General features: G+C 46.6%; 13 protein-coding genes, 1 tRNA gene and 1 pseudogene. 4 read left to right on the forward strand and 11 right to left on the reverse strand.

Going from position 1 to position 12,825, the window contains the following annotated elements:
- Positions 1 to 209 precede the first annotated feature (209 nt).
- From BUB85_RS01990 to BUB85_RS02000, 3 genes are all read right to left on the reverse strand, one after another.
- The gene (locus BUB85_RS01990; protein ID WP_073104339.1) at positions 210 to 2,396 is read right to left on the reverse strand and encodes a YhgE/Pip domain-containing protein; all 2,187 of its coding nucleotides are present in this window, start codon (positions 2,394 to 2,396) and stop codon (positions 210 to 212) included.
- Positions 2,380 to 2,739 (reverse strand): hypothetical protein, encoded by a 360-nt coding sequence (locus BUB85_RS01995; RefSeq protein ID WP_073104343.1) that lies wholly within the window; start codon positions 2,737 to 2,739, stop codon positions 2,380 to 2,382. Before BUB85_RS01995 ends, BUB85_RS01990 begins: the two co-directional genes overlap by 17 nt.
- A 106-nt stretch (positions 2,740 to 2,845) precedes the next feature.
- Positions 2,846 to 2,920 (reverse strand) — tRNA-Pro (locus BUB85_RS02000).
- Between the two features lie 181 nt (positions 2,921 to 3,101).
- Between BUB85_RS02000 and BUB85_RS02005 the strand changes: the two genes are divergently transcribed.
- The 4 genes and pseudogenes from BUB85_RS02005 to BUB85_RS02020 all read left to right on the forward strand — a co-directional run.
- Positions 3,102 to 4,091, forward strand: a complete 990-nt coding sequence (locus tag BUB85_RS02005) for a 2-hydroxyacid dehydrogenase (protein WP_073104346.1) — start codon at positions 3,102 to 3,104, stop codon at positions 4,089 to 4,091.
- Between the two features lie 72 nt (positions 4,092 to 4,163).
- On the forward strand, positions 4,164 to 4,409 hold the full coding sequence (locus BUB85_RS20905) for a spore coat associated protein CotJA (protein WP_242945321.1): 246 nt from the start codon (positions 4,164 to 4,166) through the stop codon (positions 4,407 to 4,409).
- Positions 4,406 to 4,672 (forward strand): spore coat protein CotJB, encoded by a 267-nt coding sequence (locus tag BUB85_RS02015; RefSeq protein ID WP_073104350.1) that lies wholly within the window; start codon positions 4,406 to 4,408, stop codon positions 4,670 to 4,672. Before BUB85_RS20905 ends, BUB85_RS02015 begins: the two co-directional genes overlap by 4 nt.
- 3 nt (positions 4,673 to 4,675) lie before the next feature.
- Positions 4,676 to 4,867, forward strand: a pseudogene (locus BUB85_RS02020) (manganese catalase family protein); the annotation flags it as partial.
- Here the strand turns inward: BUB85_RS02020 and BUB85_RS20910 are convergent.
- The 8 genes from BUB85_RS20910 to BUB85_RS02065 all read right to left on the reverse strand — a co-directional run bounded on the left by BUB85_RS20910 (position 4,825) and on the right by BUB85_RS02065 (position 12,821).
- On the reverse strand, positions 4,825 to 6,063 hold the full coding sequence (locus BUB85_RS20910; protein WP_143160645.1) for a recombinase family protein: 1,239 nt from the start codon (positions 6,061 to 6,063) through the stop codon (positions 4,825 to 4,827). The pseudogene BUB85_RS02020 and the gene BUB85_RS20910 overlap by 43 nt on opposite strands.
- Positions 6,064 to 6,310: 247 nt before the next feature.
- Positions 6,311 to 7,882, reverse strand: coding sequence for a recombinase family protein (locus tag BUB85_RS02035; RefSeq protein ID WP_073104356.1), 1,572 nt, complete (start codon positions 7,880 to 7,882; stop codon positions 6,311 to 6,313).
- Positions 7,867 to 9,090 carry a recombinase family protein gene (locus BUB85_RS02040; protein WP_073104359.1) on the reverse strand — a complete coding sequence of 408 codons (1,224 nt, stop codon included), beginning with the start codon at positions 9,088 to 9,090 and terminating at the stop codon, positions 7,867 to 7,869. Before BUB85_RS02040 ends, BUB85_RS02035 begins: the two co-directional genes overlap by 16 nt.
- Before the next feature lie 40 nt (positions 9,091 to 9,130).
- Positions 9,131 to 9,310 (reverse strand): SHOCT domain-containing protein, encoded by a 180-nt coding sequence (locus BUB85_RS02045; RefSeq protein ID WP_073104362.1) that lies wholly within the window; start codon positions 9,308 to 9,310, stop codon positions 9,131 to 9,133.
- Positions 9,303 to 9,713 (reverse strand): RNA polymerase subunit sigma-70, encoded by a 411-nt coding sequence (locus BUB85_RS02050; protein ID WP_073104365.1) that lies wholly within the window; start codon positions 9,711 to 9,713, stop codon positions 9,303 to 9,305. The genes BUB85_RS02045 and BUB85_RS02050 overlap by 8 nt, the downstream gene beginning before the upstream one ends.
- A 274-nt stretch (positions 9,714 to 9,987) precedes the next feature.
- Complete coding sequence (locus BUB85_RS02055; RefSeq protein ID WP_073104367.1) at positions 9,988 to 10,920, reverse strand: N-acetylmuramoyl-L-alanine amidase; 933 nt, start codon at positions 10,918 to 10,920, stop codon at positions 9,988 to 9,990.
- Position 10,921: 1 nt separating this feature from the next.
- Positions 10,922 to 11,335: a phage holin family protein gene (locus tag BUB85_RS02060; RefSeq protein ID WP_073104369.1), complete on the reverse strand. Its 414-nt coding sequence runs from the start codon at positions 11,333 to 11,335 to the stop codon at positions 10,922 to 10,924.
- A gap of 82 nt (positions 11,336 to 11,417) precedes the next feature.
- A complete protein-coding gene (locus tag BUB85_RS02065; protein ID WP_073104371.1) occupies positions 11,418 to 12,821 on the reverse strand; it encodes a hypothetical protein in 1,404 nt (467 codons plus the stop codon).
- Positions 12,822 to 12,825 lie beyond the last annotated feature (4 nt).

A 12,825-nucleotide genomic window follows, 5' to 3' on the forward strand; every position in this document is an offset into this window, starting at 1 on the left:
TGTCCGGCTCCCGCCGGATAATAGCATATCCTGAAATGATTCAGAACAACAGACGCACACGTTGTAACCGTCTGCGCGGGAGACACCTCCTTGGTCTGTTGTTCTGAATCATAGTTTTTTATTTAATTAGTATACCCCGATGTCCCGTGAAAAACAACCTGTTTTTCACGACATCTCGTTTTTCAACTTTTGTTCCGGCCCAGTCTCCCTTACATCAGTTTCGAATCCTTCAGACGTCTCTCGAAAAATGCTGTCAGTTTGATCAGTGGTCTGCGCAAAACCAGTCCCAGAAGAAGTGCTGCCGGAACAAAGAGAAGCAGCCTTCCCACATCCAGCCAGAATGCATTCTTATATACACCGCCCACACACTCGCGCAGAGCGTTGATTGCATAAGTAAACGGCAGCCATGGATAGATAGCTCTGAAAAACGGCGGCGTCACCTCGATTGGGAACGTTCCACCAGAACCGCCAATCTGCAATACGAGGATGATAACGCTGACCGCCTTGCCTATATCGCCGAAAGAAACCGTCAGCGCGTAAACAATATTGACGAACACAAAGCTGGAAATCCATGCCCCGACCAGAAACAGTCCCATATTCGTGCACTGTATCTTTAAATAGAACAAATCCCCCAGCGCGATGATCGTAGCCTGCACCAGTCCAAACGTCAGAAACGTGAGAGACCTGCCCAGATAGGAAACGGTCGGACGCACCTTCCGAATCTCGTCATCCTCATCCACCTCCACCTTCAGAATCGCCACCAGTACGATTGCGCCGACCCAGATTGCCAGAATAGAATAAAACGGTGCCATGGCTGATCCATAATTCTCAATCTCATAAAACTGTGTCGTATCCAGCTTCACTGGGGAAGACATAAACTCTCCGGTCAGCTGCGGGTCGTTCTTCAGCAGTTCGATCAGCTTGTTCAATTGTTCGTCCTGCCCCACCGACTGCACTTGACTGATGATGTTATTCAGCCTGTCCTGTGTCTGCGTGATAACGGATCGGGTGTTTTCCAGCGCCGACTTGCCGGAGGCGAGTGCTCCGTTCACTCCGTTGAATATCTCGTCCAGATTCCCGAGGCTGCCCTGCGTCGCCGTCAGAAGTCCGGATACATTGGCCGTTGTTGTCGCAATGTTATCTAAAAGTGTGTTCATATTCGGCTGCACCTCTGTCTCGAAAGATGCTCTCACGCCGCTGATATCTGCTTTGCTCTGGTCTATGCCGGCTGAGATCTGCTTTCTTGTATCCTCTGCCACCGCCGTCGAGCTATTGATCTGACTGACTGCCTGGTTGATGGAATCCTTTAGATTATTCTGGTGCTCTGTGGCCTCCGCCACTTTTGTCATCATGCCGTCTATCAGCCTCACGCTTTCCGCATCGTCTGGAAGAATGGTGAGCAGTTCCCCCCGCAGTGTCTCGAGTTTTCCGTACACTTCATCATTTTTTCCAATCACCTCGTCACAGATCCATCCTGCACTTCCCAGCTGATTTGCTGCAAAAGCCGCATCCGTCTCCAGATTCTGCAGTGCGCTGTTTGTCAGTGATGACACATTGTCAAAAGTACTCACCGTCGTACTCATCACATTTCCCATTGTACTTCCAATGGTTCCCGCTGTATTTCTCGACGATTCCAGCACCCCCGCGGAATTTGCCGTGAGCTGATTGCCCTGGCTGAGCACGGCAGAAACGTCCGGAATCGTCAGCTGTGCCGTCTTCGTCAACTGGACCACACTGTCCGTCACATCCTGAAATGCTTTGATCGCTGCCTCATATTGACTCAAATCCGAGGAGACAGCCCGCAGATTTGCAATCAGTTTATCCACGATAGTGACACCGCTGCCCTCAAGCTGTGCAGATGTCACATTCAGCACATTGGCCACAGTCTCCGTCGCCACACTGATGAACTCTGTGTTGACCTGCTGCTGGATCGTGGTTGCTCCTTTGTCCGTGATCTTCGGAGCAATGGCGTTCTTCTTCTCATTGATATAGTACTCCAGCTTCGGGCTCTCCAGTTTATCTCCCAAAATGCTTGACATGGCCTCGCTGAAATTCTCCGGGATCACGATCGCCGCATAGTACTTCCCGCTCTTTACTCCCTCCACAGCCTTTTCCCTGCTCATAAATGTCCAGCCGATCTGCCGGTTGCCCTTCAGGTTTTCCACAATTTTCGATCCGATCTCATACTGCACGCCATCCACCGCACAGCCCTTGTCATTGTTTGCAACCGCCACGACTATCTCGCCCGTATTTCCATACGGGTCCCAGTTTGCCGCAATATTAAACCACGCATAAAGTGCCGGAAGTACACAGATTCCAACCGCCACCACCAGCGCGACTACATTTTGTGATAATCTCTTAAAATCTCTCCGGTATATCTTAAATATCTGTTTCATCCTGCTCCCCCTCCTGCTCTTCCTCACCGACCTCTTCCTCGCCGGTCTCTTCCTCTGCACTCATCACCGTTTCCATGTCCTCAAAATAATCCTTATAATGATAGTAAATGTATTCCACAGTGATCAGGTACCCCGCGATAAGAATAATCGAAATAATCCAGCACGTCAGGCAGACCAGTTTTGCCTCCACGCTGAACAGCAGGATCATAAAAAACAGCGGTATCGTAAATATCGCAATAAAGCCGGATCTGATCAATCTCGGATAAAGTTCAAGGAACCGATGATATTTTTCAAGTCTGGCTTCGTATTCTTCCACTAGCTTCTGTAATATTTTTTCATCCATATGTATAAATCCCCCACATTTCTGCGTTATGCCTCATTAATTATACATCTCCACAAGTTCTGTGTAAAGAATTGAAAAGAGCCCGGTAACCACCGGACTCTCTGAGTCGGGGTAACAGGATTCGAACCTGCGACCTCACGGCCCCCAGCCGTGCGCTCTAACCAAACTGAGCCATACCCCGATGTAATGTATTATATTAAAAATTCGGTGTCTTGTAAACTACTTTTTCCATAAAATGTACCGGACCCCTATGAAATTTAAAACATCTCTTTATAATAAGATAGTATCAGGGGCACTTGCTGCCTTAACCGGTAACACGAACCCTTCTGATCAACTTCTAAATCAAACGGAGGATTTCATCTATGAAAATATTATTTTATGGCACCAAAGAATACGACCAGATTTATTTCGAAAAATACCTGCCCGAATATCCGGGCATCGAAATCGAATTTGCCCATGCTGAACTGGAAAAACAGACCGTGTCCCTCGCCGCAGGCTGTGACGCAGTCTGCGCATTTGTCAATGCAGAAATCCACCGCGAAGTATTGCAGCGGATGGCCGGACTGGATATCCATCTTCTCCTGCTCCGCTGCGCCGGCTTCAATCAGGTGGACCTGAACGCCGCCGCTGAATACAAAATCACCGTGATGCGCGTGCCTGGCTACTCTCCCGAGGCTGTCGCCGAGCACGCGATGGCACTTACCCTGACCGCCTGCCGTCGTATCCACAAAGCCTACAACCGGGTTCGAGAGAACGACTTCAGCCTGCAGGGGCTGGCCGGCGTGACGCTCTGCCAGAAAACTGCCGGAATCATCGGTACTGGAAAGATCGGGGCGGCTATGGCGCGCATCTGCCATGGCTTCGGGATGAGAGTGCTGGCCTATGACGTCTATCCCAACAGTGACCTGGATTTTGCCTCCTACGTTCCGCTGGACGAGCTGTTAGCCCAAAGCGATCTGGTCTCACTCCACTGCCCGCTGACCGACGCCACCCACCACCTGATCAATATCAAGACCATCCATAAAATGAAAGACGGCGTCATCCTCGTCAACACCTCCCGCGGAGGCCTGATCAAAACAGAGGATCTGGTGGAGGGCATCCGTGCCCACAAGTTTTTTGCGGTGGGCCTGGATGTCTACGAGGAGGAGAAAAACTACGTCTACGAAGACTACTCCTCCGCTATCCTTTCCCATTCTACCACGGCAAGACTCCTCTCCTTTCCCAATGTCGTCATCACCTCCCATCAGGGATTTCTCACCGATGAGGCACTCACGGCGATCTGTACCACCACCCTGGAGAACGCAAGGTGTTTTCTGGAGGGACGAACCAGCGGGAACGAAGTCACCGCATAGCGGAGTCTGCACATTTCCCCCTGTTTTCCATACAATGATATTACAGATTATTGTATAAGGAGTAAAACGAGTATGCCAAATTATTCGCCGAACATGCGCAACTATAACCGCTGTCAGCCGCACGCTCCCACACCGCCTGTGGCAATTCCATGTACCTGCAGCCACAACGACGTGCTGGAAGGGCTCGCACTCGCAATGGCCTATGTTCCATGGCAGGAATGGAGTGTCCCCTACGATCTGAATAAAGGATTACAGCGGGGAACCATCTGGAAGGATCTCGACAAACCATTTACCGGGAAAGGGGACTGCCGATCATGAGTGCACCGAACAAACACGCCCTGTTAATGGAAATCACAGCTCTCGGATTCGCTGTGTATGACGTCCAGCTCTATCTGGACACCCACCCCTGCGATGTCAACGCCCTGGCTTATTTTCACGAGAAAAATAAGCTCTACAACCAGGCGATGCGTGAGTACGCCTCTCTCTACGGTGCACTGACCATCGACACAATGATGTCCTCCTGCTCCGACAGGTGGAACTGGATCAATGAACCATGGCCATGGCAAGAAGGAGGATGTTAGTCTATGTGGAATTATGAAAAAAGATTGCAGTATCCCGTAAAGATAGCAGAGACCAACGCCGCACTGGCGCAGGCAATCGCCACCCAGTACGGTGGTCCAGACGGGGAGAGCGGCGCCGCCATGCGATATCTGTCGCAGCGGTTCGCCATGCCTTATAAAGAGGCGACCGCCGTACTCAACGATGTCGGTAGTGAAGCCCCGGAAATGGACCGATAACTCCATTTTAGAGGCAGCATATTCAAATATACATCCATATTATCTCTATCATTTATTACCATTTTATCAAGCAGCTGCGTGTAAAATTCATCTTCATATTGGATGCCGTTAATAAGCTCATTCACAACATTTTCGATTTCGTCCCTCTCCGAAGAATCCGCTGAATCAGTTCCTGCCGCATCCCCTTCCGCATCCATAGAAAGAACGGCATTTATTGTGCCGATTAAATGATCTGCGATTTTCCTGCGGTCATACTTTAATCGTCTGTAAACAAGGTACATGAGATAGACCACTTCTTCATTGCGGATGCTTTCGCCAGGACAGCCCACCTGTTTTCCCTCCTTATCAATATGAGGACTGCCGTGCTTCACGCCTTCAAAGCAGCGCCACGCCTGATAACGACTTCCGTCTTTTCGAGTTTTATATCGCGCCACATAGCTCGCCCCGCATCTGCCACATTTGATTTTTCCAGAGAACGGATAGCGATTGCTGTGCTTTGCTTTTCCTTCCTGCGAGAGTGATTTTTCATCTAAAATACGGTTTGCCTCTTCAAACAGATCTCGGGATATAATCGGCTCATGATGGTTTTTTAATATCACAAATTCTTCCTGCCCCCTGTTGTATTTCTTTTCGTGCGACAAAAAATCTGGCGTGTAGGTCTTCTTCTGCACCAAATCACCACAGTATTTTTCATTGCGGATAATTCGCAAAATAACAGTATTCTGCCATTCCTTCACTCTCATTGGACGAATGTCTTCCTCAAGAAGTTCACGGGCGATGACGCGCGTTCCCTTCCTTTCATCCACAAACTTATGGAAGATCCTTCGGACAATTTTTGCGCCCTCCTCGTTGATATACATATTGCCATCCCTTACATCATAGCCAAGCATACTTCTGCCAAAAACAACGCCCTGCTCCATTTGACGTTTTTGTCCCCACTTAACACGCTCCGAGGTTCTGCGGCTTTCCTCCTGCGCAATCGAAGACATAATAGCAAGCCGTAATTCTGCATCGCCGTCCATCGTATTGATGTTATCATTCATAAAGATAACGCCGACACCGTGCTTTTTCAGATCACGGGTATAATAGATACTATCAAGAGTATTTCTCGCAAAACGGGAAATTTCCTTCGTAATGATCAAGTCCATTTCCCCATTTTGGGCACAGGCTATCATCCGGTTAAACTCTTTACGCTTTTTTGTATTTGTGCCGGAAATACCTTCATCTATCTAAAAGCCGTCTTTGATACAATGTAACTTTGCCCTTAAACCTTTTGACTTTGCCTTGCACTTTTTAACTTTGCCACATACTTTTTGACTTTGCCCCTTGGGGGTATACATTTTCAGAGGGGAAAGTTAAAAGGTTCAAAAAAGCAGAAAAACACCCCGCATTTTCTGCGGAGTGCCGTATCTGCTATCAGCCTTATATTCTGATTTCCAATCCGTTTTTCATTGTGAATACCACATCGGTGGTGCTGTTGATTGTCACATAATCCACCAAGGCACACCAGCTGTCCTCGTCAAAAATGCTGATGATGTCCGGCATGGCTTTTACTTCCGTGATAAATTTTTTCATCATTTCTCGCTGTGCCTGTTTTTCCAAAATGGACTGCCCGATTTTCTCCAACTCGCCCTTGGCTGTATCAAATCGCTCTGTCAGCGAATTGTAGTGATTTTCATAATCATCCTGATTCTGTGCCACTCGTGCGTTGTCCGCAATGCTATGCTCGATAAGTTCCACCACAACATTCATTTCAGCCTGCAACTCTTTTTGACGGCTTTCCAAGTTCGTGGTGTCAAAGGCAGTCTGTTCGATTTCCTCGTATGCACCGATGATGCCATCTCGCTGTCCTGCAAGAATGTTCATGGCTTTGATGAACATTTCCTTTATGGTGTTCTCATCGAAGTGTGGGGTATTGCAGCCGTCTTTGAATTTATGATTGCACTGCCATATAACCTTTCGGTATTTATCGTTGGAGTGCCATACCTTTGAACCGTACCATGAACCGCAGCACCCACATTTTATTCTGCTTGAGAAAATGCTGACCGAGCTGGCTCTGTTCTTGCCGGGAACACGAGACTGCATCATCACCTGCACCGTGTCAAAAACGGATGGCTCGATAATGGCTTCATGATTGCCTTCCACATAATACTGGGGAACTTCTCCCTCGTTCGGCTTTTTCTTTTTGGTTAAAAAATCTGTGGTATAGACCTTCTGCAATAATGCATCGCCCTTGTATTTCTCATTGGTGAGAATGCTCTGCACCACTGCCTTGCCCCATACCTTTTTGCCGCCGGGGGTAGGAATGCCCTCTGCCGTCAGATGTTTGGCAATGACATAGGGAGATTTTCCTTGCAAAAACAATCCGTATATTTTACGGACAATCTTCGCCTGTTCCTCATTGACTACAAGGTTGCCATTCTCGCCACGGTCATAGCCAAGGAACCTGCCGAACGGAACGCTGACCTTTCCATCTGCAAATCGCTTTCTCATGCCCCATGTGCAGTTCTCGGAAATGCTGCGGCTTTCTTCCTGTGCCAGTGAACTCATGATAGTAATCAGCAATTCGCCTTTGCTGTCAAAAGTCCAAATATTTTCTTTTTCAAAGTAACATTCCGTGCCGTTTTCCTTTAATTTTCTTATGGTAGAAAGGCTGTCTACCGTGTTTCGTGCAAATCGGCTGACAGATTTTGTTATGATAAGGTCTATCTTTCCAGCAAGTGCATCCGCTATCATTCGATTGAAACCATCACGATGTGTTGTTGATGTTGCACTGATTCCTTCGTCCGAATACAGGGATACAAACTCCCAGTCCTCACGGCTCTGAATGTAGTTGGTGTAATAATCGCACTGGGCAGCGTAGCTTGTTTGTTGGTCTTCCATGTCCGTGCTGACACGGGCATATCCTGCCACTCTGCGTTTCTTTTTTGAGTTGATTGGCTTTGCCGTATACTTGCTGATGGTAGCAGGTATTGTCGTTACGCTTTTTGCCATACTTTCGTTCTCCCTTCGTAAAATTTGAATGCAAGGCTACCGTCTGCAAGCACTGTGATTTTCTCAATCTGCTGTGTAAAAATATCCTCATCGAATTCTTCCAATTCCAAAATCTCTACACTTATCTTTTTTAAATTAATCTCAGAAAAATTATGATTTTTGCAGGTTCTGCCTACTTCCTTTTTCGCTCTGCAAATCCAATGCACATAGGTCTTTCCTTTAACCTTGCTTTTCTTCCTTGTGTACGGACTGCCACACATCCCACACACGATTTTGCCTGTAAAGCAATAGGTGGGATTGAGCATTGCAGTCCGTCTTTCAAATTCCTGTAGCACCAATGCGTAAGTTTCACGGTCAATGATAGCCTCGTGGCAATCCGCCATATAATACTGAGACAGCTCGCCTTGGTTCTTTACCTTTGTTTTGTTGATTGGATCTGCTATGTAGCATTTCTGCCGTCTGATATCCCCGGCATAAATCTCATTATGCAATAGGCTGTTAATGGCTGCCTCCTGAAACAGCATACCGTTTATGGTTCTGTAGCCCATATCATTTAGTTCATCGCAGATGGCACGAAGGGATACCTTCTCCAAATAAAGCCTGAACATTCTTTTTACAATCTCTGCTTCTTCTGGAATAACCACATACTGCTTTAAATCTTCATCGTATTGGTAGCCGAGAATATGCTTGTTTGCAGCACCAATCTCCCCGGACTGAAACCTTTTTCTGATACCCCATTTGCAGTTCTCCGATATGGAACGGCTCTCTTCCTGTGCAAAGGATGCAAGGATAGAAAGCATCAATTCTCCGTCCCCGGAAAAGGAATTGATTTGCTCCTTTTCAAATCTGACCTCCACTCCGATTGCTTTCAGATGCCTTACCGTAGCCAGAAGGTCTACCGTGTTTCTCGCAAAACGGGAAATGCTCTTGGTCAGAATAATATCGATTTTGCCGTTTTCGCAGTCGGCAAGCATTCTTTGAAATTCATCTCGTTCCTTGATGCCCGTTCCGCTGATGCCTGTGTCCGCATATACTCCGGCATACTCCCAATCGGGATGATGTTGAATCAGATTACTGTAATAACTGATTTGTGCAGAAACCGAATGCATAAGACGCTCTGTATCCCTTGAAACACGGGCGTATGCAGCGACTCTCTGACGCTTTTTGACTAACGGCATTTGTGGTTCGATTTTTCGTATTTTCGCCATAAAACCACTCCTTTCCGTTACTATACATCACTCTAAAAGGCTATAAAGTCAACGGATTATCCGACAATAATATAGCAGAAATAGGCTGCCATTTTTCGAGTAATTTTGTATCAATTATGGCTAATACTTCGGCAGAGATGATGCCACTCTGGAACATAGATTTTGCAACCGATATGGCAAGATAGTATTGCTGCTCTGCCTCTAACTGTTTTTCATTCATGGCCGCCACCGCCTTTGAACCTTGCATTGATATAACAGCTGTGAGAGCAGTATTTTCTTTTGGAATTTCCGTAGGCTTCAAATGGTCTGCCACAAGCGGCACACACAAATTGATAAGTAGCTTTATGGTTCATCTTTTCAGGATGCTCTCTCCACCATTTTGTTTTACAATCCGAGGAACAGAATACTCTTGTTTTCATTCCATCTTCCTGAACAAGTGGTTTCCCACACTCACGGCACAAATCCCTTTTATCTTCACTGACAGAAAGATTCCCTGTCAGAGCATTTCTTCGGCAAAAGGCAGCTACAGCATTCTTTGTCATCCCGATTTCAGCTGCAATTTTTGCGTATCCCATGCCGTTTTTTCTCGCGGATACAATCCGATTTCTTTGTTCTTCCGTCATTTCAAAACACCTCCTACTTCTTAGCCACGGCAAGAAGATAAACTTGAGGGTATTCTTGAAATTATATTATTTTCATAAAACGAATATGCAACAAGAACAAGTGTAACAACTATACCTATATATAAAAACAGAACAATAATAGGTAGATAGGGGCTTGTATGCGCGTAAGCATTTATAGGGGATTCCGTTGCACTTGTTCCTGTTGTTGCAAAAAAATAATGCCTGCCAAGGATTTCACTCCAAGGCAGGCATTATCAATTCACAACATATTCAGTTAAACCTTAGTGCAGTAATCCAGTGAAATCCAACCAGCACCGCTTTTCAAGCGTCCCCATTTGGAAGCACCCTGTCCGTCAGCTTCCTCCACGATGGTGTATGTACCCACCGGGATGTACTGCGTTCTGGCATAGTTCGTGCCGGGACCTTTACGGATATTGAGGTCAGAAATGGACACACGCACCATGAAAGGCACAGCCGATGGAGATGCAGCCGCATTTGGATAGATTGCCTTGCCTGATTCATCAAATACCGAATATCCTGCATTCTTATCTGCACAGGCTTTCGCATTGGAAAGGCTGTGGTAAGCACCAATCTGACTCTTGCTGTCTGACCAAGTCTTACGCACACGGTACCAAACAGAAGTATCCGCTGATGGGGTCTGTGCTGTACCACCAAGAGCCGCCGTTACCTTTTCTGCTAAATCGCCAAGCCTTGCATACAGCCAATCACCCGGACAGCTTTTATTGGCAAACCAACGATGCACGGTAATTACCATCTCATCAGACTTTAGATTGTAATTCAAGGACTTGTCCTTATCTGCAAACCACAGTAGTTTACTTTTGCCATTACGCTTACAAATATCGGTGCAGAGCTTCACGAGCGTTGCATACACCGCACTGTTCATAGTATACGGCTCTGTTTTATCACTGGCACACTCGATGGTAATGGCTCTCTGGTCATTGGCATTGCTGGAGGTACACCAAGAGCGGTTCTTCTCCTCCACGCACAAAGACACTCTGCCGTCTGTGCCGATACCGTAATTGCAGCTTGCATCACGGCCTGCCGGGAAACAGGCACAGATGGTTTCTGCGGATAACTGACCCACCACACAGTGAGGTGTAATGCGGTCAATGGAATGGGTTCTCTGCCCGGAATGATTAGGACTTAACCCTGTGTAAGATACTAAAGAACTGTTTGTATAAGCCATATTATTTGCCCTCGCTTTCTGCTCTGTCATGGAGCTGTGCTAAAATGTCTTTGAGTTTTGTCGGGATTGGCAGACCAAGGTGTCCTGCATTTTCCAGTAGGGATACTCCTTCATTGGAGATGTAGAAGAAGATAATAGCGGTACGCAGTACACTTCCGCTTCCAACGACCTGCACATCAAGGATGTTGGCGATGCCTACCAATGCAAAAATAAGTACCTTGCGGCAGATGCCCTTAAAGCCTACCTCGCTGGATAAGCTATGGTCTTCGATGGCACACATCACTCCTGTGATATAGTCCACTACCACAAAGGCGAGCAGTGCATAGAGCAGGCCGTCACAGCCGCCTAGGAAGTAGCCGAGCCACCCTCCGATGGCTGCAAAAATAAGTTGAATCGTGTTCCAGAATTCTTTCATTTGAAATTCCTCTCTTTCATTTTTTTGTATGAAAAAAGGACTGTCCAAAGTTGGATAGTCCTCATTTCCAAGTATTAAGTTGTTATTGCTCCTGAATGATATAAGTGACCTTCATGGTCTTATCCGCCGTTTTCGTCACAGGCTCAGACAGGTTATTGATTGTGGCAAGATAGTTAGACATGATAAAATATCCGATGGTTGACCAGCTGCCGTAACTTGCATACCACAGCATCGGTTCATTCAGCACCGGGGTGTAGCAGGGATAATTACTTCCGCCGATAATGCGGGATGCCTCCACCTTTAGGATTTCATTGGTATCAAGATTGATGACATACAAATAATAGGTACTGCTGCCATAACCCTCAATATAAACTCTGCCATTGATGCCCATTGCAAACGATCCTGTAATACTTGTAAGATTCACAAGTTTCAGCAGCTCCACATTTGCTGAATTGCCAATCTCCATCTTGTAGATATGATTGGAATTGTTATAGCCACGGAAAAGAATATATCCCCTGTGGCAGTAGGAAGAACGCATACCGTTGAGATTAATTCTCTCTGATGTGGTATTCGTCATAGTGTACTGTGTAACCTTCCAAGTGGAGAAATTGACCTTTGTAATATAAAAAGTACCGTTTGCTTCAAGATAGTAGGCTGCACTATTTATGATATACAGGCAGTTGTCGGCAGGGTCAAAATTGTAAGAAATATAATTGGTTGGCAGTTCTGTTTTGAGTTCATCCAGTTCAAAAGAATCCATGAGCGGCTTCTTGGAATACGGATTTTCCAGTACCGACACCGATTTCATATAGGCTCTGCGTTTTGTAATCGTGATTTTCGTGGAGTTGTCAATTCGAAAATAGTACACAGCATCCTCTGCCATGTTGATGAGGAACATTGCTTCTGTCGTACCAATGCTTATTCCAGAATATTTATCTCCCGTTGTTGCACCCGTATAGTTGTTGTGTACATATTGCAAATGTCCGTCACAAACCTGCATACCCAGTCCATAGTTACTTCCAAACGGTGCGTCCTTGCCGCCGTAGGAAGTGTACCCGCCATTCTTATGGGTCAGGCAGACACAGGCAATGGTTCCATTCGCCTGCGAGGTAGTAAAATCATACACATATTTCATATAGCGGTCGGTCATATTCAGTTCGCTCTCTGTCTGGTTGAAACCGCCACGGAGCGTTCCTGTGGTATTGTTCTGCACACCGTAGGATGCACAGCCGATGAGATTGACATTGGACGGTGGGTAGACATTATCCGCATTTTCCTCAATCTCTGAATCAAACAGCAAAAGTCCTCCCAGCACCGACTGGTAATACGGATTCATGCCGTTTATCAGCTTTGCAGGAGATTTATCCAGTCCCATCGGCTTGAAGATATTTGCCAGTGCATTGGTCACCATATTTTCTTCCAACACGGTTTCCGTTTCGCCTGTATGAACATCTGTCATTTCTATTTTCATTTTGCCTTTCAGCATTTGC

The sequence above is a fragment of the Hespellia stercorisuis DSM 15480 genome, from assembly GCF_900142165.1.
Lineage (GTDB): Bacteria > Bacillota > Clostridia > Lachnospirales > Lachnospiraceae > Hespellia > Hespellia stercorisuis.

Coding starts and splice junctions, on each gene's coding strand:
- BUB85_RS02055 (WP_073104367.1), bottom strand. CDS start 10,920: ATGGCTTATACAAACAGTTCTTTAGTATCTTACACAGGGTTAAGTCCT.
- BUB85_RS20910 (WP_143160645.1), bottom strand. CDS start 6,063: ATGATAGCCTGTGCCCAAAATGGGGAAATGGACTTGATCATTACGAAG.
- BUB85_RS02045 (WP_073104362.1), bottom strand. CDS start 9,310: ATGAATGAAAAACAGTTAGAGGCAGAGCAGCAATACTATCTTGCCATA.
- BUB85_RS01990 (WP_073104339.1), bottom strand. CDS start 2,396: ATGAAACAGATATTTAAGATATACCGGAGAGATTTTAAGAGATTATCA.
- BUB85_RS02065 (WP_073104371.1), bottom strand. CDS start 12,821: ATGCTGAAAGGCAAAATGAAAATAGAAATGACAGATGTTCATACAGGC.
- BUB85_RS02035 (WP_073104356.1), bottom strand. CDS start 7,882: ATGGCAAAAAGCGTAACGACAATACCTGCTACCATCAGCAAGTATACG.
- BUB85_RS02005 (WP_073104346.1), top strand. CDS start 3,102: ATGAAAATATTATTTTATGGCACCAAAGAATACGACCAGATTTATTTC.
- BUB85_RS02040 (WP_073104359.1), bottom strand. CDS start 9,090: ATGGCGAAAATACGAAAAATCGAACCACAAATGCCGTTAGTCAAAAAG.
- BUB85_RS01995 (WP_073104343.1), bottom strand. CDS start 2,739: ATGGATGAAAAAATATTACAGAAGCTAGTGGAAGAATACGAAGCCAGA.
- BUB85_RS02015 (WP_073104350.1), top strand. CDS start 4,406: ATGAGTGCACCGAACAAACACGCCCTGTTAATGGAAATCACAGCTCTC.
- BUB85_RS02050 (WP_073104365.1), bottom strand. CDS start 9,713: ATGACGGAAGAACAAAGAAATCGGATTGTATCCGCGAGAAAAAACGGC.
- BUB85_RS02060 (WP_073104369.1), bottom strand. CDS start 11,335: ATGAAAGAATTCTGGAACACGATTCAACTTATTTTTGCAGCCATCGGA.
- BUB85_RS20905 (WP_242945321.1), top strand. CDS start 4,164: ATGCCAAATTATTCGCCGAACATGCGCAACTATAACCGCTGTCAGCCG.